General features: G+C 59.6%; 9 protein-coding genes. 7 read left to right on the forward strand and 2 right to left on the reverse strand.

The window, feature by feature from the left end:
• Positions 1 to 556 precede the first annotated feature (556 nt).
• Both CXY78_RS19855 and CXY78_RS19860 read right to left on the reverse strand, forming a co-directional pair.
• Entirely contained in the window at positions 557 to 3,718 is a 3,162-nt protein-coding gene (locus tag CXY78_RS19855) for a sacsin N-terminal ATP-binding-like domain-containing protein (RefSeq protein WP_104090849.1), read from the reverse strand.
• Positions 3,715 to 6,777 carry a DEAD/DEAH box helicase gene (locus tag CXY78_RS19860; RefSeq protein ID WP_140425744.1) on the reverse strand — a complete coding sequence of 1,021 codons (3,063 nt, stop codon included), beginning with the start codon at positions 6,775 to 6,777 and terminating at the stop codon, positions 3,715 to 3,717. The genes CXY78_RS19855 and CXY78_RS19860 overlap by 4 nt, the downstream gene beginning before the upstream one ends.
• A gap of 1,647 nt (positions 6,778 to 8,424) precedes the next feature.
• Between CXY78_RS19860 and CXY78_RS19870 the strand changes: the two genes are divergently transcribed.
• The 7 genes from CXY78_RS19870 (at position 8,425) to CXY78_RS19895 (ending at position 18,998) form a co-directional block, all read left to right on the forward strand.
• The gene (locus tag CXY78_RS19870; protein ID WP_104090851.1) at positions 8,425 to 9,762 is read left to right on the forward strand and encodes an SIR2 family protein; all 1,338 of its coding nucleotides are present in this window, start codon (positions 8,425 to 8,427) and stop codon (positions 9,760 to 9,762) included.
• A 44-nt stretch (positions 9,763 to 9,806) separates the two neighbouring features.
• Positions 9,807 to 10,325: a hypothetical protein gene (locus CXY78_RS19875; protein ID WP_140425745.1), complete on the forward strand. Its 519-nt coding sequence runs from the start codon at positions 9,807 to 9,809 to the stop codon at positions 10,323 to 10,325.
• Positions 10,312 to 12,456 carry an AAA family ATPase gene (locus CXY78_RS19880; RefSeq protein WP_104090854.1) on the forward strand — a complete coding sequence of 715 codons (2,145 nt, stop codon included), beginning with the start codon at positions 10,312 to 10,314 and terminating at the stop codon, positions 12,454 to 12,456. Before CXY78_RS19875 ends, CXY78_RS19880 begins: the two co-directional genes overlap by 14 nt.
• A 223-nt stretch (positions 12,457 to 12,679) precedes the next feature.
• Complete coding sequence (gene mobF, locus CXY78_RS19885; protein WP_104091038.1) at positions 12,680 to 16,189, forward strand: MobF family relaxase; 3,510 nt, start codon at positions 12,680 to 12,682, stop codon at positions 16,187 to 16,189.
• A 263-nt stretch (positions 16,190 to 16,452) separates the two neighbouring features.
• Complete coding sequence (locus tag CXY78_RS20855; RefSeq protein ID WP_140425746.1) at positions 16,453 to 16,779, forward strand: hypothetical protein; 327 nt, start codon at positions 16,453 to 16,455, stop codon at positions 16,777 to 16,779.
• Between the two features lie 164 nt (positions 16,780 to 16,943).
• Positions 16,944 to 17,867 carry a restriction endonuclease gene (locus CXY78_RS19890; RefSeq protein ID WP_104091040.1) on the forward strand — a complete coding sequence of 308 codons (924 nt, stop codon included), beginning with the start codon at positions 16,944 to 16,946 and terminating at the stop codon, positions 17,865 to 17,867.
• Between the two features lie 339 nt (positions 17,868 to 18,206).
• Positions 18,207 to 18,998, forward strand: coding sequence for an IclR family transcriptional regulator (locus tag CXY78_RS19895; protein ID WP_233206251.1), 792 nt, complete (start codon positions 18,207 to 18,209; stop codon positions 18,996 to 18,998).
• Positions 18,999 to 19,012: the final 14 nt, after the last annotated feature.

The raw sequence follows: 19,012 nt of genomic DNA on the forward strand, positions 1-19,012 counted from the left end.
GAATGGTATGTCTACCGCGGGGCAAGACCCGGAGCCATGGCTGCGGTCCCGGCCAGCCATCAGCGCGGGAATCAATGATTGCGACGGCATAGTTCTCGGTTACGGAGTCGGTGAACCAACTGGTGCCGCGCGCATTCACTATCGCGAACAATTGGCCTGGCTATGGAACCGTCTAGACGTCTTGACCGCACCGATCTGGAGCGTCGAACTCCCGCCGCGGCATCCGTCGAGGTGGCACCGACTCACGTACAAGACATCGCCGGGCTCCGACTTCGAGACGATGCTGTCGACAGTCTTACTGCGAGTCGACAAACAAGTGCCGCGAACCGTTCTCGCTTAGAAGGTCACGGATCGCAGTTCAAGATTCAGTAAAATCTTGCACCAGGCTTCGGCAGCGTTTGCGAGTGTACCCTTCACTAACCCGATGGTGCTGCGCTGCAGCACAGCGGACCGCGACGTACGATGTGCCCCGGCTAGCCGTGGTACTAGGAAACCCCCCAATTGACCTAGGTCGGGTGATTCCTGCGGATGGTACGGTGCGAGAGCCCGAGAATTCTTAGTCGTTAGACATGTCATCGTCAATGCGCCCGGTTTCCATAGCACGCAAAGCGGCTTGGAGGTCGATCGCGTGCTTGCCGCCGAATCGTAATTTGCCGGGTTCACCGGCCAGCACTATTTCGACGGCAACGCTTCCTTGATTGCCGACCGTCTGAGTCAAGAGATCATCTCGCAAATCTTCGAGTGAGGTATCGCGGGCGTGTCGGTATTTGGCCGCGCAGGTCGGACAAAGAGAGAGACGATTCTCAAGGAGGTCTAGCGCGGTGTCTTTGACAAACTGCACGGCCTCAAAGTAGTAGCCACCATCAACCTTGAAGGGCATCGCCGATAGGCAGATTTGGCAGAGCATCGTGCCGTCTTCGTTCGTATACAACTGAGTAAGGTAAATCCGCGCGGCGCTGCGGTGGCCAGGAACTTGGACATAGACAGACCTGACGCGATTATCGTACGTGCGCGTAGGAGCTAATCTTGCAAGTTCGCCAGCACGACTTGCTCGTTGCCCGGGGGCAGCGGATGGGGCATCGGGTAAAGATTGTTTTCTATCGCGTATCCACTCAAGAATCTCCTCCGGTGACTCTTTGTACGCGTCGACAATGAGTTGAAGTTCTTCCGATGACTTGAATCCCAGAGATCGCGCTCTTTCTTCACCAACTTTCCGAATAAAGGTGGCACTGGCCGCGTTGCGACCGAATCCGGCTAAATCCAAAAGTGTGGCATTTGCGGGTTTGAACAAGTCGGGGGGAAGGTCGTCCTCGGTCATGTCTGCTGGAACACGCCCATTTCCATCCCGGTCCAGTATCCAGGGAGATGATTTCAGTTGCATCAATAGCGTTGAAGGAAATCGATGAATGCTGGTAGATAAATTTGAGCGATATAGAGCCTCTCCGAACTTCGTGTCAGAGGTGGTGACAACGCGCCAAAGTGTCCGAAGAAGCTGTTCATCGCCGGTTGAAATGATCAATCGTAAGTTTGGAATGGTCCAATCGATCGAGGTCATATTCTGATTCTCCCGACCGTCGTAGCGCCACCCCGTCTCGAAGTTCGGGTTGTTCCAAGCATTCAGTTGAGTAATACGAAGTCCTGTTATAGCTTGAAGTGTTTGTGCCAAAGAGCCCGCATCGGGAGACTTTCCCACGTACTCTGCGGAGAGCCGTCCCGGTGGCGGTCCGGCAAATGTTGCAGAGTCGTAAAGCGAGGACAGCCCCGTGGGAGCGAACGGTTCATCTATGTAAAGGTCCTGTGGGGCCGCCCAGTATGGAGTTCCGTCACTGCGGACAGCGACAAATATGGCTTTGCCGCGGTACGTGCTGGGGGCGACAGCCTTAGTTTCCAGCAGTTGCTTGAGGGAACTGAGGTCACGAAGGTGGGTGTAAGTTACCGACGCGGGTTCGTGACCGTACATCTTGAAGCACTCGTCCAGCCGCGCCGCAGCGTCCCAAGGTCGTACCTTCGATTGCTCATAGAATGCGCGGAGCTCGCGATTGTCCACGTCGCCTTCTGCATCGTTGTCGTTCTCGAAGACTGCGAGCGAATCGATCACGAGACCGTCTGCACGAAGGCCTACTGCGGTGGGTAGGTAACCTTCTTCGCCAGAAATATGTCGAACACTCCTACCGTATTGAACGCGAATTATGGGAACCCCGATCAAGGCCCGAGCGAGGTCGTGTCCGGGCTGATCGTATGGGCGGCTCGACGATCGTGATCGCGGGGTAAAGGCTTGAAGCATTAAATAGAACTCACGCAGCCACGTGTCGCTCTTTGGAGAAATCCAATCGTTCCATATCGATATATTTTTCCGAGATACCTCGACTACGTCCGCCTGCTGGTAACTCGTCGTCATTGTCTTGAACATCGAGGTAATCTCATCACGCCCAAAGTCGACGGCATCGAGGGAGTCTAGGAAAGCACCGACTCGTCCTTTCCCGGACTTTAGCCAACCAAGACCTGGAGCCGCCTGAACCGCTGGAGTCGTCGCACCAAGAAATTTTGCGTCCTCGATAGACAGGGTCGAGTAAAGGTTCGACTCCGCTCTGAGAAGCTCCTTAGCCGGGGCATTCTCGCCGTCGACAGTTGGTGCGAGCGACTCGCTGTTGAAAGCAGTTGTTACTTGGACTCGTATTGCCGTGTATCGGTGTGGCAAAACATCGTCTTTGTTGGGCAGCGCACTGAAGAGTCCGTCGGTGAGGAGCCCCGCGTCGCGCATCGACGGAAGTGCGTCGGCGATGACGTTGGCGATCCCCTCGACGAGGGACTGGTTCCCGGGGTCATCCCGTACGTTGTCCCTCGCCACGGTCGACGCAAAAGGTGCATGCACGTGAAATTTCAGCCCGGACGTCTCATTGACTGCTGGAAAGTAGATAAAAACTTGGCCAGCAATGGGCATGATCGAGTATTTCGTTGGCCCGGGCCCCTTCGGAGCGTGTCGTTCGAGCGCGAAGGCTGCTGCGACTGGGAGCGAATTGCCATCGATATCGACATCGCCGGCGATGCGGTACCAATAGGCGGGGCCGCCGGTCTCATGAATACTCTCAATAGAGATGATGCGCGTATCGAGCGCGCGTCGTTCGAGCAATCGTTCGTCCCCGTCGGGGAGTGAACAACCGATAAGTGTGATGTTGTTCAAGAACAGCAACGTTGTCCTTGAGATCTCTCGCAGTGCGCTCGCAACTTCCACGACCGCTTGTTGGGCAGGTTTGTCAGCGCGGTCGAAGGGAAACCAGAAGCTAGTCCACCCGTCACGCACGTCCCTCGGAACTGCAGTTGGTACGAAAAGATCATGAATTGCAAACGAATGCTCGCCGGAGTGGATCTCAGGTGTCTGAGTGTAGGCAAACACCGCCTTGAAGCCCACTCCAAATTTGCCGATACTTGTCGCATCGTCCGCCTTAGTGGACTGCCCGATTCCGGTGATCGAATCGATGTCGCGCAGGTCGAAGAGCCGTGAGCCGTCGTGCTGTACGCGTAGGCCGTTCGATCGAAGATCGAAATTGACCTCATGAGCACCAGCATCCTCCGCGTTCTGGAGGATTTCATAAATGAAGTGGGCGTTGTCCGGGTACAAATTGGCCAGTAGGTTACGGAGACCTTCCTCGAAACCGTTGTTCCGCGCCGCGTCCACGTATGCGCGTCTCCGCGCGGATAGTGACTCAAAGGTCGTCATGGTTTTACCACCTCGAGGACGACGACTGCAAGTCTTTTCGTGACTAAATCAGACCCAGCAATGGCACGTTCATGTTGTGCTATCAGACGGTCAAACTTGTCCTGAATGTTCGACAGCTCGCTTTCGCGCATTCTCACAATATTGGGTTCGCTGACGTTGGTGGCCTGTAACTCGACGGTGCTTAGCTGACGGTCGCGCTGGGCGCGAAGGGAAGCCACCCGTTGCTTTGCCGAAGCAGTGGCGCGCGCCACATGCGTCTCTCTCGCGTATTCCCATTCCGTGTGGTGACGCTCGTCCAAGGCATCTGTTTCGGCTCGACTGACGAAGGCATTGGAATCAGCGTCCAGTGCCACGGCCAGAAGACCGCCGGCGGCCGCTTCCACTTCCGGGCTGGTACTGATGTACCGGAGCGTCATGCTGTCCCGTGAGTCGAATCGTGTCCAGCTGTAGATTGCCAAAGGATATGTCCCAGGGGCTACGAGATTCGACTGGGCCCGCAATGCTACCGTCGGTGAATTTGCCAAAGCCGCATGCTGCGAGGATACAAGGACCAGTGGGTGAGTTGCGCCAAGAAGTTCCACGTCATCTGTGTCCGCCAGCTCGGCGTTCGTCGTGACTTTCAATACAACGGGCTTCCGCCGCAGCACCCGCTCGATTCGCGGGTCCCCGCCGGCTGCGCGCAGGTCGGCACTTACTCTGGCAGCCGCAACCTCATCCAAGCGCACCGTGGCGACCTTGCCAGCGCTCAAAGCTATGCGACGTTCTGGCAGGATCTCCGCGAAGTACGATCGAACCAGATCGCCGATTTTGTCGTCCTCGAGCCACTCGCTGCTCGCCTCTGAAACCCGTGATTCGAACGATTCTGTCGTTAGGCCGAGGAGCGAACTCTGCTGGTCTTCGAGGCGTTCCATTTCCTGAATGCGTGCAACCTCGTTGTCGGCCAGCTGACGGAGTCGTTCATTTCGGTCTGTGGCAGAGAGCGTCAAGTCCTCACCGATCTTTCGCAACTCCGTTGTCATATCACCGAGGATTTTCTCGCTGCCGCCGAGAGCGCGGTGAAACACCCCAATCCGTATCAGACAGCGGTCGTAGATCTCAGCCTCGATCGTTCCGCGCGTCAGTATATTGATGATCGCAACGGACTCGCTCATCTGTCCACGCCGGTCGATTCGCCCGATTCGCTGCTCGATACGCATCGGATTCCATGGGATGTCGTAGTTCACCAGAGTGTCGCAGAACTGGTAATCGAGGCCCTCCGTTCCCACTTCAGAACAGAGCATCAGGTCGATTGCCTCAGGGTTGCTTTTAGCAAGTTTGAAACGCCTGCGGAATGCGTGTCGGTCCTCGTCAGGAATCGCACCGTGGACGACGGCGACGCGGATTCCCCAGGATTCAGCTTGCTCCTCGAGATATTTAAGGGTGTGACGGAATGTACTGAAAACAAGTATCTTGTTGTTTTCTTCTAGCTGCTTGTCGGCGACGAGTTGCTGGAGGACATCGACTTTTGGGTCCGGCAAGCCGTCGAGGCTTGCCGCCATCCGACCCAGCGCCCGAACGTCCTCGCGCAAGGCTTGCATAAATTGGGGTATCGAGTCAGGGACATCTTCTCCAATTTCGGAGAACTCAACCTTGTCCAACCTATTTTCAAGCATTTGTTGGATTAGTGGGGCGAGACCGCTTATGGAGCTCGCAGCTTGGCGTCGAAGCATTGACAGCAGGAACTCAATAGACATCCCGGGCGCTTGACGAGCAACAATCCGGCCGCAGAGTTCTAGAACCGCGTCGTAGACGGTCTCCTGTTCGGGAGTGAAATCAACGAGAGGCGCACTCGGCTTCCTCATCGTGAACGTACCAATGTCCCGTCGTCTGGTTCGGGTGACGATGGCCGAGAATGTGTTGAGGTCTTCTAAGGCGCGCACCACACGGACTCGCGATACGGCATCAGTGGGATCTTCGGCGAGAAGATCGGTGATCTGTCCGACCCTTGGATCGACATTCATGACTTGGTGACCCCAGCCTGTTGCGAGAGCTCGCCGAAGAGCGTCACCGACGTCGAATTGCCAGCCGTTGACACCGCCACGTGCTGCTTCGACCGCCGCATAGAGATGTTCGTTTGGTTCGAGCATCTGCGCGAAGTCGCGTTCTGTTGGAACGAGATCGTCGCGCAGGAGATTCACGAGGGTGAACAGGTCCTTGCTGTCTGTCTGCAGGGGAGTCGCGGTAAGCATGATGACCGCCTCCGCTGATTCGGTCAAGCGCTGTACGTTCTGGTACGCAAACGTCGGTCGATTGCGGATGTGGTGTGCTTCATCCACGATGACCAAGTCGAAGTGCGGTCCGGGGGCCAAATCGACAAGACCCGGTCGTCGTGCACCGCGTTTGGTGTCGCTCCCGAGAAGCAGACGTTCATCCAGGAGAGAATAAGGCACGATCGCCTTTGCGAAGCGTGATGGCCATTCGCCCTCGCGCAGTGACTCCTCTAGGCAGAACTGAAGATCAGCGCCACTCAAGTGGACGAAGTCCTCATCGAATCTCTTGAGCTCATTGCGCCATTTTTCATCGACAACGAGGGGCTTTGGGCAGATGATCAGGACCGTGCGTGCGCGCTGTCGAGCCTGAAGCTCCTTCAGAACGAGGCATGCCTCGATGGTCTTGCCGACACCAACGTCGTCGGCGACCAAGATGCGTGGGCGGTCAGCCTGCACGATCTTCAGCACTGGACGGAATTGATACGGCTCGTAGTCGATGCGCCCAGCATTGCGTGCGTGAAGGTAACTTGTGTTCTTGTCGCGGAGAAGTTCGGAAGTCAGTCCCGTACGCAAAGCTGACCCTGAAATGGATGCTTCCTTGGGCGTCGTCTTGACCAGCTCAATTTGCGATGCGAAGTACCCGTGATTCTCACCGTCGTGGAAGACGTCGAATCTGCGTGTCCCAGCAATCTCGTGCGAAGCGGTTATAACCCCGACTATCTCCGGTCGCGCCAGCAAGCGAACTGTATTGCTCGGAACAAAGTCAACCTGCCCTAGTTCGACGAATCCCCGCACGTTGTCCACGCTCATCCCCACCCCTGGTTCATCCTTGAAAACTGGCTGTCCCGTCGTTGCCGGTCGCCTGTTGGGTCCTTCTCATCGTTGAACAGCCCAATTGCTGTTCATCGCGTGTTCCTACCCTGGTTGAACTGTATCGAATGCGCGGCCGCGAGGGACACAAAAGGAGTGAGGCGCTGCTCGAGCCCGCCCGCGGCCAGTTGTTCTTGTCTTCTGATGTGTACGGCGGCTGAGGCCGTGCTTTTTTGTCTCCCAGTAATCGTTGGTGAAGTGCGTGCGAGTGCAAGCCGGTTTCTCATCGAGGAGGCGGTGGCATCCACTAGTGTCCCTTCCTGAACTGATTGCGGGTTCAAAATGTTCCAGGAATCGATTGATCACACGTTCAGAACCAGGGATCGACTCCGGCGGGTGATCTCGACAGAACGGCCATCGGAGGGGGCCTCTGAAGGGCCCACGGACGCCAATTTCTGAACTCAGGAGTCCAAACCAGGACCTTCGACACTCCTCACCGAACCCGTCGGCGGGAAGTGTAGATACGGTAATACTGGTTGGAGGCTCCACAAGATCCGCATACTGTTGATTCGCGTTTGACAGGAGGTCTGACGTAACCCGGCGACTGTTCCAGGGCGATTCTTGCCGCTGTCAATTCTGCCTGTTCAAGGGCGCGGGCCTCCGCCTGTTAACACCGCCCCGGTGAGAGCATGCGCGGCCTCACGAGCGAGTCTCTCGTCCTTGTGCTCTGCTATATATTCAAGGTGTTGCTTTCCGCGTTCGAGCGCTAATTCTCAAAGAACCGTCCTCCCACGCCTCTTGCAGATCGAGGGGGAACGGGCATTGTCGCCGCAGAAGTCACAGGCCCTGCCGGGATTCCTGCCTTAACGATGCTCTGCGACTGGAGTTTGAGAGCAGGATCGAAAAACCCGAAGTCTTGGTCGCTGCCAGCGGGGACAGGCCTTCGAGATCTGAAGTTGAAGGAGCATCAGGTTAGGACGCACAGTAAGGCAACTCGGAACCGTGGCTGAGCCTTGAGCGGTCGGGGGCGAGTGGCTTGCTTGCGACTCCGGCATGGACGCACTTTTGCTAAGTCGCGGACTTCCTCCACGGGTGGCACTCGTGGTCGAGTTAGGTAGTGGGAGTGTTTGTCTGGATCTGAATCCAGCTTTCAAGGTCACGCTTGATGACGTCTTCGAGCTCCTTCAACGCTGCGGTTGCCTCCACGTGGTGACGCCGAACGCCGCATGTACCACGGCAAACTTAAACGCATTGCGTACCGACGGCGCAAGCCACTTAATTCTGCCAGAACCGCAGATCGTTGGATCCAGAGCTCGCGTTGGTGGAAGGGGTCGTTCCAGGCCAAAAGGACCGAGACTGCTGCAGACAAGCCGACTGTGGCCACCGCATCCGGTCGGGATGGAAAAAGCGACGCCTGGTGTGGAGCTCGAGTCCTGGGCGACAACGACGAACGCCAGATCGCGGCGTGGATGATAGAAGTCCCGTCCGTGCCGGGTGTCGGGGGCAATGAGCGCTAGACCCGCGGCTTCTCACCAAATTCAACGGTCGCCGGGAAAGACCTGACGGCGGAACGATGGCAAGTGTCGCCTGGTGACGTCGCGGTGCTTCGGTCGATCTGCACCTCGCGCGGACCACTAGGTTGGGGGCATGCCGCATTTACCGTCCTCGGTCGCGGCCAGCGTTCCGCCATATGCGGTCGCGCTGGCCTTACAAGCCATGTCGGCGGGAAAAATCGTGATCTACGCGGGTGCGGGTATCAGCCTGTCCCAGCCGACCAACCTCCCAACCGGCGCGGACCTCGCAAGACAAATTCACACACGGCTCAGGCCGACGTTCTCGGCCCTCGACAACATCAACTCGTGGGACCTAGTTGCCGTTGCCGACACCGTCGCGGGATTCCTCGGCGGCGAAGCTGCCTTGCGACAAACGTCTGCTACTGCTGCAGATTTCAAATCGGCGAAGCCTGGGTATGCTCACCGTGTGCTGGCGCATCTAATGCTCGAAGGAGCAATTGATGTCCTCACGACAAACTGGGACAACTGCATTGAGCGGGGAGCGGGTGAGGAACGCCTACCGACCGTCACCACCAGCCGTGACCTCGTCGACGTTACCCCGCCATGGGTTCTGAAGATTCACGGCTGCGCCTCCCAGCCGAATTCGCTACTCGTAACCAGCGAGCACCTCAGGGATCCACCCGCATGGGTGCGAGAACAGACCCATGCGCGGCTCGGTAGCGCTGTTGTGGTATTCATCGGCATCGGCGACGTCGCAGGCTATGTGAAGCAGCGAATTGAGGAAGCCATCAACGAAGTTGGCTCGGTCGAGAATATCCGTGTCGTGTCGCCAGACATCGAATCGGATTGGGAGGAATCTCAATGGAAGACTGTGGCGTCGAACCTTCGAGACGACCACAAAATACCAGCGACCGCCGACATGTTTATGGAGCAGCTGGCATCGGCATACGTCATGGGGCGACTTAGCCAGCACAGCGCTGGCTTGACTACTGACAAGGTGCTTACTGCTGACCTAGATGCGGCAAAGCAGGGGCTGTTCGAGTCAGACGCGTTGAGTGTGCTTCAATGGGCGCGCGGAGCAGATATTAATCCGCGGGTTGGTGAGGCAGTCCTAAAGAGTCCCGAGCTGGGCAAGGTCCTGGTCGCATTGGGCCGACTCGCGGGTGACTCGGTACGGCTCGGCCACAATCATGTGTTCTACACCGATCAGGGCCCAATTGAAGTTCTTGTGACGACGCAGACTCTTCCCCAGCGGCGTCTCATCGAGGCTGCTGAAAACCGGCTGCACGAGCACGCGCACAGGGGCGAGCCTCATCCGCGTTTCCTGGTTGCCGGCGGCGTAGGGCGAATACCGAAACCAGACTCCCTTCCTCACAGCATCATCGGGGAAACGAATGAATTCGACATTGTTGATGGCCCTCTTGCGTTGGTGGCCGATATTAGACACGCCGATGAGGTGATCGAATCGTGAAAGCTTCTTCATTGTCTAGCCGATCCGACGACGAACTAATTGGCTTGACCAAAACCGTCCTTTCGAATCAGGGATTTCAGGTTGAGAGCATGGGCGAGCACTTCAATATGATCGTTGCGGAGAATAGTAATTTCGTTGTCGCCGTTGCGGCGATGAACACCATCCAAAACCTGATACTGGCTGAACCCGTTGCCCTCGATGCCATTGCGCGACGTATCCAGTCAGTCGAACTTGGGCCGAAGAAATGGGACACATATCTTGTGCTACTCACTCAAGAGAAATCCGCTGAGGACGACGACATAACCCGTGACCTGTACGCCATAAACCACGACACGTCGCGTCTACGCCGCATCGCTCACACAGGTGTGGACCCTACTCCAGAAGCAGTTAGGCACGCACTTGCACCATTCATCGAGCCGGTGACGCCTACGACCCTCATCGCTCACACCGACGCTCTTGACGCAATGCTAAGCACCCTCATCTCGGGCGACGTAAGCGAAGAGCTTGCAAGGCGTGCCGTCGTCGCTTTCGAACAGGGAGCATCTCTCGATGACGTCCTCTAAGACCAGTATCAGTCGGCTGCGTATAGAAGCTTTTCGGGGTTTTCGTGATGCTCGTGAGTTCGACCTGTCGGCGTCAGCAATCGTCGTTACCGGGCCCAACGGCACTGGAAAGACGAGCTTTTTCGACGCATTGCAGTGGGGCTTCCTTGGCACGATAGACCGACTTGAAGCGCTGCGCTCACGTCGCAACGTGGAGCATGTCGTAAATCAATATCGGCTCGGCCACAAGGCTTCGGTCGAAATCGACCTTTGCCTGCCGTCGGGTCCTGTGTCCGTACGGCGAACTGGCAACCAGGCGGGTAGCACTCTCGAACTCATCCGGAGGGGCGAGCCAACGCTGTTCGGCAATGAAGCTGAAATCGAGCTACGCAACCTGCTGTTGCCCAATAGTGAGCTGTCTCTCCAGTCTGCGCTGACCACCTCAGGTCTGATGCAGCAGGATGACCTGCGAAGCGTTCTCGAAGCTAGACCAGCGGAGCGCTACCGGCAGCTAACTACTGTGCTCGGCCTCGGCGCACTGGAAGATTTCGAAGATGCCGTGAAGTTAGTGGCGAAGCAAGCGTCCGAGCGTGAAGGTCTGGCTCGCGATGAGCGTGGCAAGCTGGCCGCCGCGCAGGGGCTAGCTCAGGATCAGCTCGAGGCAGCACGCGTACGCCTGGCCACAAGGCCCCAAATCGAAGCGGTGCGCGAAGAAGCCCTAAGTAGACTGCGCGCCACCCCTCCCGGGATAAGCGTGAGCTTGGTTCACTTGAGTCTTGAGAGCCTCGATGAGGTTCGCCTCGCAGCGACAGCATTCGGCCGCGCGGCCGACATCGTCGAATCCGCTCACGCCCTCGTCCGCCGTGCGTCCAAACTGCGCGAACAACTGGGCGATGGTCCTCCCGCGGTGGACCGGATCAGTGTTCTTACCGCCGATGTCCAACGGGCGGAGGCTGCGAAGGAATCGGCCGAAGCCTTGCGAGGTGAAGCGCAGTCTCAACTGAACGCGGCGCGGCTGGGCGCTGCCGACGTGGCTCAGCTGGCCGCACTCGCAGTGCCGATGCTGTCAGACGACTGCCCAGTTTGTGGACAACGTATCGACCGCGAGCATGTAAAGCGTGACTTGATGGAGCGGGCCGAATCAACCGGAACCCTCTTGAATCTGCAAAACACTTTCATGGCGCTTTCGAACGAATTCGTCAATGCTTCAACCGCGGTTTCTACAGCTCTGGATGCACTTACCGCAGCGGAAGAGCAGGCTCAGCGTTGGAGTGAGTCGCGTAGCGCAGCCGCCGCCGCCGCTGCTGCCGTCGGCGCCCTCGCCGAGGACATCGAATTCGTGAGGTTCGAGCAGTATGTCGCTGAACCGTTTGCGTCTATTGCATTGCCTGCGTCAGACTATTTGCGCAGCGTTAGGCGTGTCCTGCACGACCTCTTGGGGACTTTCGATAGGCAAGGCGACCAAGGCGCAATAGAGCGCGCCGCTGCGGAAACCGAGAGCTTGGATGCGGCGCTCGCCACCGCTGAGGGGCTTCTGGCTGCGGAATCGGCAAGATCCAGAAGCCTGTCGGCGCTCGCCGAGAAAACGATCGAGGCCCGAGTCGACGTCACTGAGAGGAGACTTCGGTCTATTCAACCGCTGGTTGCGGACATCTTTCGCCGACTCGACCCGCATCCCGCGTTCAAAACTGTTGAGTTTGAGCTGGACACCTATTACCGGAAGGGGACGACAAGCCCCCTAGTAATAGATCAGCTGGCAGGGATCTCGGCGGACCCGCTCTTGATTTTCTCGACCTCGCAGGCCAATATTGTCGCCTTGTCTTACTTCATCGCGATGAGCCTTTCGATGGAGGACGCCGGCCTACCTTTTCTCTTGTTGGACGACCCGGTCCAGTCGATGGATGATGTGAATGTGCTGGGCTTTGCTGACCTGTGCAGGCACCTCAAGGTCCGACGACAGCTCATCGTGTCGACGCACGAGCGGCGGCTTTCCGGCCTACTCGAACGCAAGCTTGCGCCGCGATCGGAGGGATCTCGAACGAAGATTATAAGGTTCACTGGGTGGGATCGCAGCGGACCCACCGTCGAAGAGCGCTTCCTCGAAGCGCTGATGCTTGAAGACCCAATCAGGGTTCTCCGCCGAGCGATCTAACGGCCTATGTAGATTCGGGCTTGAAGCTGGAGGGAGCTGGCGCACTTCTACCTGGACAGGCTGAGCCCTCGATCCACCCAAGGACCGGCCGACTTTCTGGACAAGCCGACAACCTGTTCGCCGACATCTCCAATCCCAGCCATAAAGCCCGCACTGAATAACGCGCGTGCGCCGGTAGCGCACCTCCTAAGCGATAACGGAGGAGTGCGCGGTGACGGTGTCGATGCGGGTGATGAGTGCCGGCGACGGGTGCAAGTATCTGCTTCGCACGGTCGCTGCTGGTGACGGCAAACGCCTGCTGTCGACTCCACTGACTCGCTACTACACCGAGGAGGGCACGCCGCCGGGCCTGTGGATGGGCGGTGGCCTCCGCGGCCTCGGTGAGGGACTCATTGTTGAAGGCGACGTCGTAACCGAGGCACAGCTACAGCTGCTCATCGGATTGGGCCGCGACCCTGTCACCGGCGAACCCCTTGGTCGCGCGTACCCGGTCTATCGAACCGGCGCCGATCGCGCTTTGGACGGGTTATCTGAGGACCGTCTCGATCCGACCGAGCGGGCCGCGGCATCCGCTGTGGAACAGCCCGACGAGAAACGCCGTCGCGCCGTCGCCGGCTACGACTTTACGTTTTCGATTCCGAAGTCGGCGAGCGTCCTGTGGGGTGTGAGCGACGCGGCCACGCAGGAGCGGATTGTGCAGGCGCACCATGCGGCGGTGGCTGAGGTGCTGGCGTATATGGAGCGTGAGGTCGCGGCGACCCGCACCGGCACGACGGCGCAGGGCGGTGCCGTGGCGCAGGTCGATGTGACCGGACTGATCGCGACGGCGTTCGATCATTTCGACAGCCGGGCCGGCGACCCGCACCTGCACACGCACGTCGTGATCAGCAACAAGGTGCAGACCGTGCTCGACGGCAAGTGGCGCTCGCTCGATGGACGGCCGATGCACGAGGCCGTGGTGGCGCTCTCCGAACTGCACGAGTCCTTGTTCGCCGACGAGCTCACGCGATCGCTCGGCGTGCAGTGGCAGCAGCGGGAGCGGGGGCGAGACCGCCACCCCGCGTGGGCTCTGATGGACGTGCCGGAGGCGCTCGTTGCGGAATTCTCGACCCGGGCCCGGCACATTGACGTGGAAACTGACCGGCTGATCGAGGAGTATGTGACCAGTCACGGGCGGCGTCCGACGCCGGTGACGATCATGAAGCTGCGCGCGCAGGCCACGCTCGCCACGCGGCCCGCGAAGCAGGTGCACTCGCTGGTGGATCTCACTACGGCGTGGCGTGAACGCGCTGCACGCGTGCTCGGGCACGACTTATCGACGGCTGCCGGCTCGTCTCCGGTGTTGCTGCGTGCCGAGGACTTGCCGTGCGAGGCCGTGGATGCGCTCGGGGTGAGCGTGATGACGGCCGTCAGCGAGAAGCGCGCCACCTGGCGGCACTGGAATCTCACCGCCGAGGCCGCGCGCCAAACGATGCCGTACCGGTTCGCGTCGGCGTCCGATCGGGAAGCCGTCGTCGGCCTCATAGTGGATGCTGCCGAGCGCGCGTCTCTGCGCCTCACGCCGCCGGAGCTCGCCCCAAGCCCTGTGGAGTTTCAACGCGATGATGGGACGTCGGTGTTTCGACAGAAGCACTCGGTGGTGTTCACCTCGACGGAGTTGCTGGACGCTGAGTCTCGGCTGCTCGAGCGGGCTGCACTTTCAACGGCGCCACGTGTTGCGCTCGGACCGGCAGCGCGTTCGCGGTTGCCGGGTGGCGGCCGGCTGGCCGAGGACCAGCTCGCGGCACTCTCTTCGGTTGCAGGGTCGGGGCGCGTCGTTGACGTTCTGGTGGGGCCGGCCGGCGCTGGCAAGACGACGGCGATGAATGCGCTTCGCCGGGCTTGGGAAGCAGTGCACGGCGCTGGCTCGGTCGTTGGGCTGGCTCCCTCGGCCGCCGCCGCGGCGGTGCTGGCGACGGATCTCGGCATTGCGACGGAGAACCTGGCGAAGTGGTGGCAGACCCATGTCGACCGGGGATCGTCGTTTCGGGCCGGTCAACTCGTGATCATCGACGAGGCATCGTTGGCGGGCACCATGCCGCTGGACCGGGTCACGGCGCTAATTGCTTCGGCGGGCGCAAAGGTGTTGCTGGTCGGTGACTACGCCCAGCTGCAGTCGGTCGATGCGGGCGGCGCATTCTCGCTGCTCGTGCATGATCGAGCGGATGCGCCCGAACTCATCGACGTGCACCGCTTCGTGCACGAGTGGGAGAAGACCGCTTCCCTCGGGCTGCGCCAGGGCCATCCCGATTCCATCGACGTGTATGGCGCGCACGACCGCCTGCGTGATGGCAGCACCGAGGCGATGGCGGATGCCGCCTACGCGGCGTGGCGCGCGGACATCCGCTCTGGCAAGTCGACTGTGCTGATCAGCGACTCGAACGAGGCCGTCGCAGCGCTGAACGTGCGCGCTCGCACCGAACTGATTCTGGAGGGTCGCGTCGACGCGCTGCACGACGTCGCCCTGCACGACGGGACCCGCGCCGCTGTCGGTGACACTGTCATCACACGGCGCAACGATCGCCGGCTGTATGCGTCTCGGAGCTGGGTCCGGAACGGCGACCGGTGGAAGGTGATCGGCGTGCACGGGAATGGTTCGGTCGAGGTGCGGCGGCTTGGTCGGCGATGGGGGAGCACGGTGCTGCTTCCCGCGTCGTACGTCGCTCAACACGTGGAGCTGGGCTATGCGGTCACGTCGCACCGGGCACAGGGAATCACGACCGACACCGCCCACGTCGTCGTCGCGCCGAGCATGCCGCGCGAGAACCTCTACGTCGCGATGACGCGGGGACGCGAGGCGAACACCGCCTACGTCGCCGTCGACCGGCCCGATGCAGCCCATGTGGGGCCGCGGCCGGGCGACGCTTCGGATGTGACGGCGCGCAGCATCCTCTGTGGCATTCTGCAGCATGTCGGCGCGGAGCTGTCCGCCCACGAGACCCTGGTGGCCGAGCAGGATGCCTGGGGATCGGTGGCTCAACTCGCGGCGGAGTACGAGACCCTGGCGGCGGCCGCGCAACATGACCGGTGGGTTTCTCTCGTGCGAGCGAGCGGTCTGTCGCCTGGCCAGGCTTCAGACGTGATTGAGTCGGATGCTTTCGGACCGTTGACCGCGGAACTGCGTCGGGCCGAGGCCCACTTTGTCGACGTAGCGACCCTGCTGCCACGCGTGGTTGCGGCCCGCGGGTTCGAGGATGCACAGGACATCGCGGCGGTACTGCAGTCTCGGGTAGCGGCGGTAGTTTATCGTGACACTGGTGCCGGGCGCTCGCGCCGGACGCCGCGTCTCGTCGCCGGGCTCATCCCTCGTGCGCTTGGGCCGATGGATGCTGCCATGCGCCAGGCGCTGGTCGAGCGCGCCGACCTGATCGAGTCGCGTGCGGCCGCCGTGCTCGACCGGGCGTTGCTCGCGGGGGACCCGTGGGCTCGAGCGCTCGGGCCGGAGCCGCATGGGTCGGCCGCCGCTGCGTGGCGCCAGAGCGGATGCACCGTCGCCGCCTACCGAGACCGCTACGGCATCGTCGGGGCTAGGCCACTCGGTGCGTTCCCGGAATCGACGGCGCAGAAGCTCGATGCGGTCCGAGCGCGTGCCGCCCTCGAGGCCACACAGCGTCTCGCGGAAAGTTTCCCAACATACGACTCGCCCCAACGGATTTGCCCTTCGGCTCGTTCGCAGGAGGGCGTCCAGTTATGAACTTGTGATACTGGGCACGCCGAAGGGCGACAACTGAACCGTCCCCGGCGGGCCTGCGAGAATCACCTCTGGGCCACCTGCCTTTTTGCACCGGTCACCTCCACCTGGCGGCGCGTTTCTGCAATAGACCGGCCTTGCAACTCGCAGATTCCAACAGCCTATATATGCTATGGATGAATTGACTGACCAAGATTCATAACAGCGGTGGAATCAATCAGTAGATCAAATCACTCCGCGCGGCAACGTTGCGCTACATTAGAGCCATGCTCACCTCCAGAACTAGTATTCCGTCAGCAAACAACAGTCGGCGCGAATTTCGGTGGGGTCTCTTGGGTCTATCTGTTGGTGTTGCGCTTGTCGGTGCTATTGCCCTGTTGGTGGGTGAACAAGCCGATGGTCCGGTTTACCGAAAAGCGGCAGTTGCGGTTTCCGGCATTTTCATATTATTTAGTGTCATGCTCCATGCCGTGTCGGACACATTTAAGTCTGATGCGAAGTACGTTGATTTGGTTCGAGCTCTGGCGCACTGCTTCGGAATAGTTGGGGTTACTTACGCCACAGTTTTTGGTTTTATTTTCTTCATGGCCTAGCAATTGTATTGACAGCGAACGTTCCCGGGTTTCATGCCGCCGTTTCGGTGGCGGCTTCGATACGGTTCAAGATAACAATCACGCTTGGCCATAAGATCACGCTTGGCCATAGGCTTGGGTTCGAAGCAAAGAATTAGAGCGGTAACTAATTGGGGTAACACATGATCGATCAGATGCCTAACTGGGAAGGCTTCATGATCCCGACTCTTCACGTCTTAAGTGACGGGGTCGTCCGCCACTGGCGCGAGTTTCAGCCCCTGGTCGCCGATCGGGTAGCTCTGACAGACGAGCAGCGACAAGAGATGCTGCCCTCAGGTAATCAAGCTAAGTACGAAAATCGCATCGGCTGGGGTGTTTCGTTCCTGACGAACGTCGGCGCACTCACCCGTCCTAAGCGTGGGCACTACGCCATCACCGACGCTGGCAGGCAGCTTCTCAAGACATTTCCGAGCGGTGTGAAGGAGAACGACATTCGCGTGCTCGGTAAGGATCCTCGGTCTCCCATCCGTGTGTATCAAAAGGGTGAGCGATCGATCGATCCTGTTGATCCGATCGCTGTGCCCGACGCCGAAACGATGACCCCCACTGAACAAGTCCAGAGCGGCGTCGAACGCATCCATGCAGAAGTGGCCGTGGAATTGCTCGAACGGCTCCAGGGCAAGGAACCCGGCTTCTTTGAGCAGGCGGTTGTGCAACTGCTGCTCGCCATGGGTTACGGCGGTACGAGCGGCAGCGGCAGCGTCACGCAACTCAGCAATGACGGCGGCATCGACGGCGTAATCGACCAGGACGTGCTTGGCCTCAGCCGCGTCTACATTCAAGCGAAGCGATACGCCGACAGCAACGTCGTCGGGCGTCCAGATATACAGGCTTTCGTCGGCGCACTCAGCGGAAAAGCAGACAGCGGAGTCTTCATTACGACCAGCCGCTTTTCAGACGGGGCCCGCATTTACGCTGAAGGTATACCGACACGCGTCGTTCTGATCGACGGTAAACGCCTCACCAGCCTGATGATTCGCTACGGGGTGGGTGTTCAGGTGCGAGAGACCTACCAGGTCGTTGAGGTCGACGAGGACTTCTTCGCCTGATCAGTGGCTTCGATGCGCCCTGGTGGTTGTAGGGCATAGCTCGAGCGGTCTATCGATACGGATTGACCACTGCGCGCTGAGAGCGGATGATTCTGTTCCCGGTCTTCGTACAGTTGGACTCCGATTCTGTGTTCACACGTCTTGACGGTCTTCCAGAAGGGCAGTGACGGCGTTCATGACCTCGATATCTCTGTCCTCTGTGATTCCGGTCAAGGGAGTGTCTTCGCGGAGCCGAAGGCGCAGCCTACCCTCATCATTCTGATTCCGAGTCAGCAGGCGTCAGCGTGAATCGAGGACGTCGTAGTCTGGGTACACCATCCAAGATCCGACCGGAGAGTGATGACGCCCATGACCGATGTCGAGCAAGCCCGCCCAAACAAGCCGGTCAAGTCCGCCAACCGCGCTCTCGAAATCATCGACTTTGTGGCCGAGAACAGTTCCGTCACCTTCGCTCAGATCCTTGAGAGTCTGGAACTTCCGCGTTCCAGTGGCCACGGACTGGTGCAGACCTTGGTGGCGTCAGGCTGGCTGGAACAGCATCCGCTCACCCGTCGTTTCACTCTGGGCCTGCACTCCTGGCAGATCGGCCAGCGCTATGACGGGCACAGGCTGTTGATCGAGAAGGCGAAGCCTGTGATGGATCGGCTCGCGCAGCAAACGGGCGAGACCGTGCAACTGGCCCGCCTCGACGGTGTCGAGAACGTCTATATCGCGATCAGCCTCTCGCCGAACCCGATGCGTATGGCGTCGACGGTGGGCATGCGTCTGCACGCGCATGCGACAGGTATCGGCAAGGCGCTGCTCAGCACGATTGATCCCGCCGAGGCTGAGCGTCGGCTCAGCGATGTCGTCCTGCCCCGGCTCACCCCAAAGACACTGACAAGCGTTCCCGACATCATGCGAGTCATCGAGACGGCTCGCTTCACCGGGTTCGCCATCGACGACGAGGAGTTCATCGAGGGGTGCCGTTGCGTTGCGATTCCGGTCACGAGCGAGCACGACACTGGAATCTCGGCGGCAATCAGCATCACGATGCCATCGGGGCGAACGGATGCCGGGTGGCCGCATTCCCTGTATGCGCCGCTTTCCCTCGCCGCCCGCGAAATCCGTACCGGTATGGGACTGCCGTAAAGCCCAGTAGTCGC

Source organism: Cryobacterium sp. N19 (genome assembly GCF_002929595.1).
In the GTDB taxonomy this organism is placed as follows: Bacteria; Actinomycetota; Actinomycetes; order Actinomycetales; family Microbacteriaceae; genus Cryobacterium; species Cryobacterium flavum.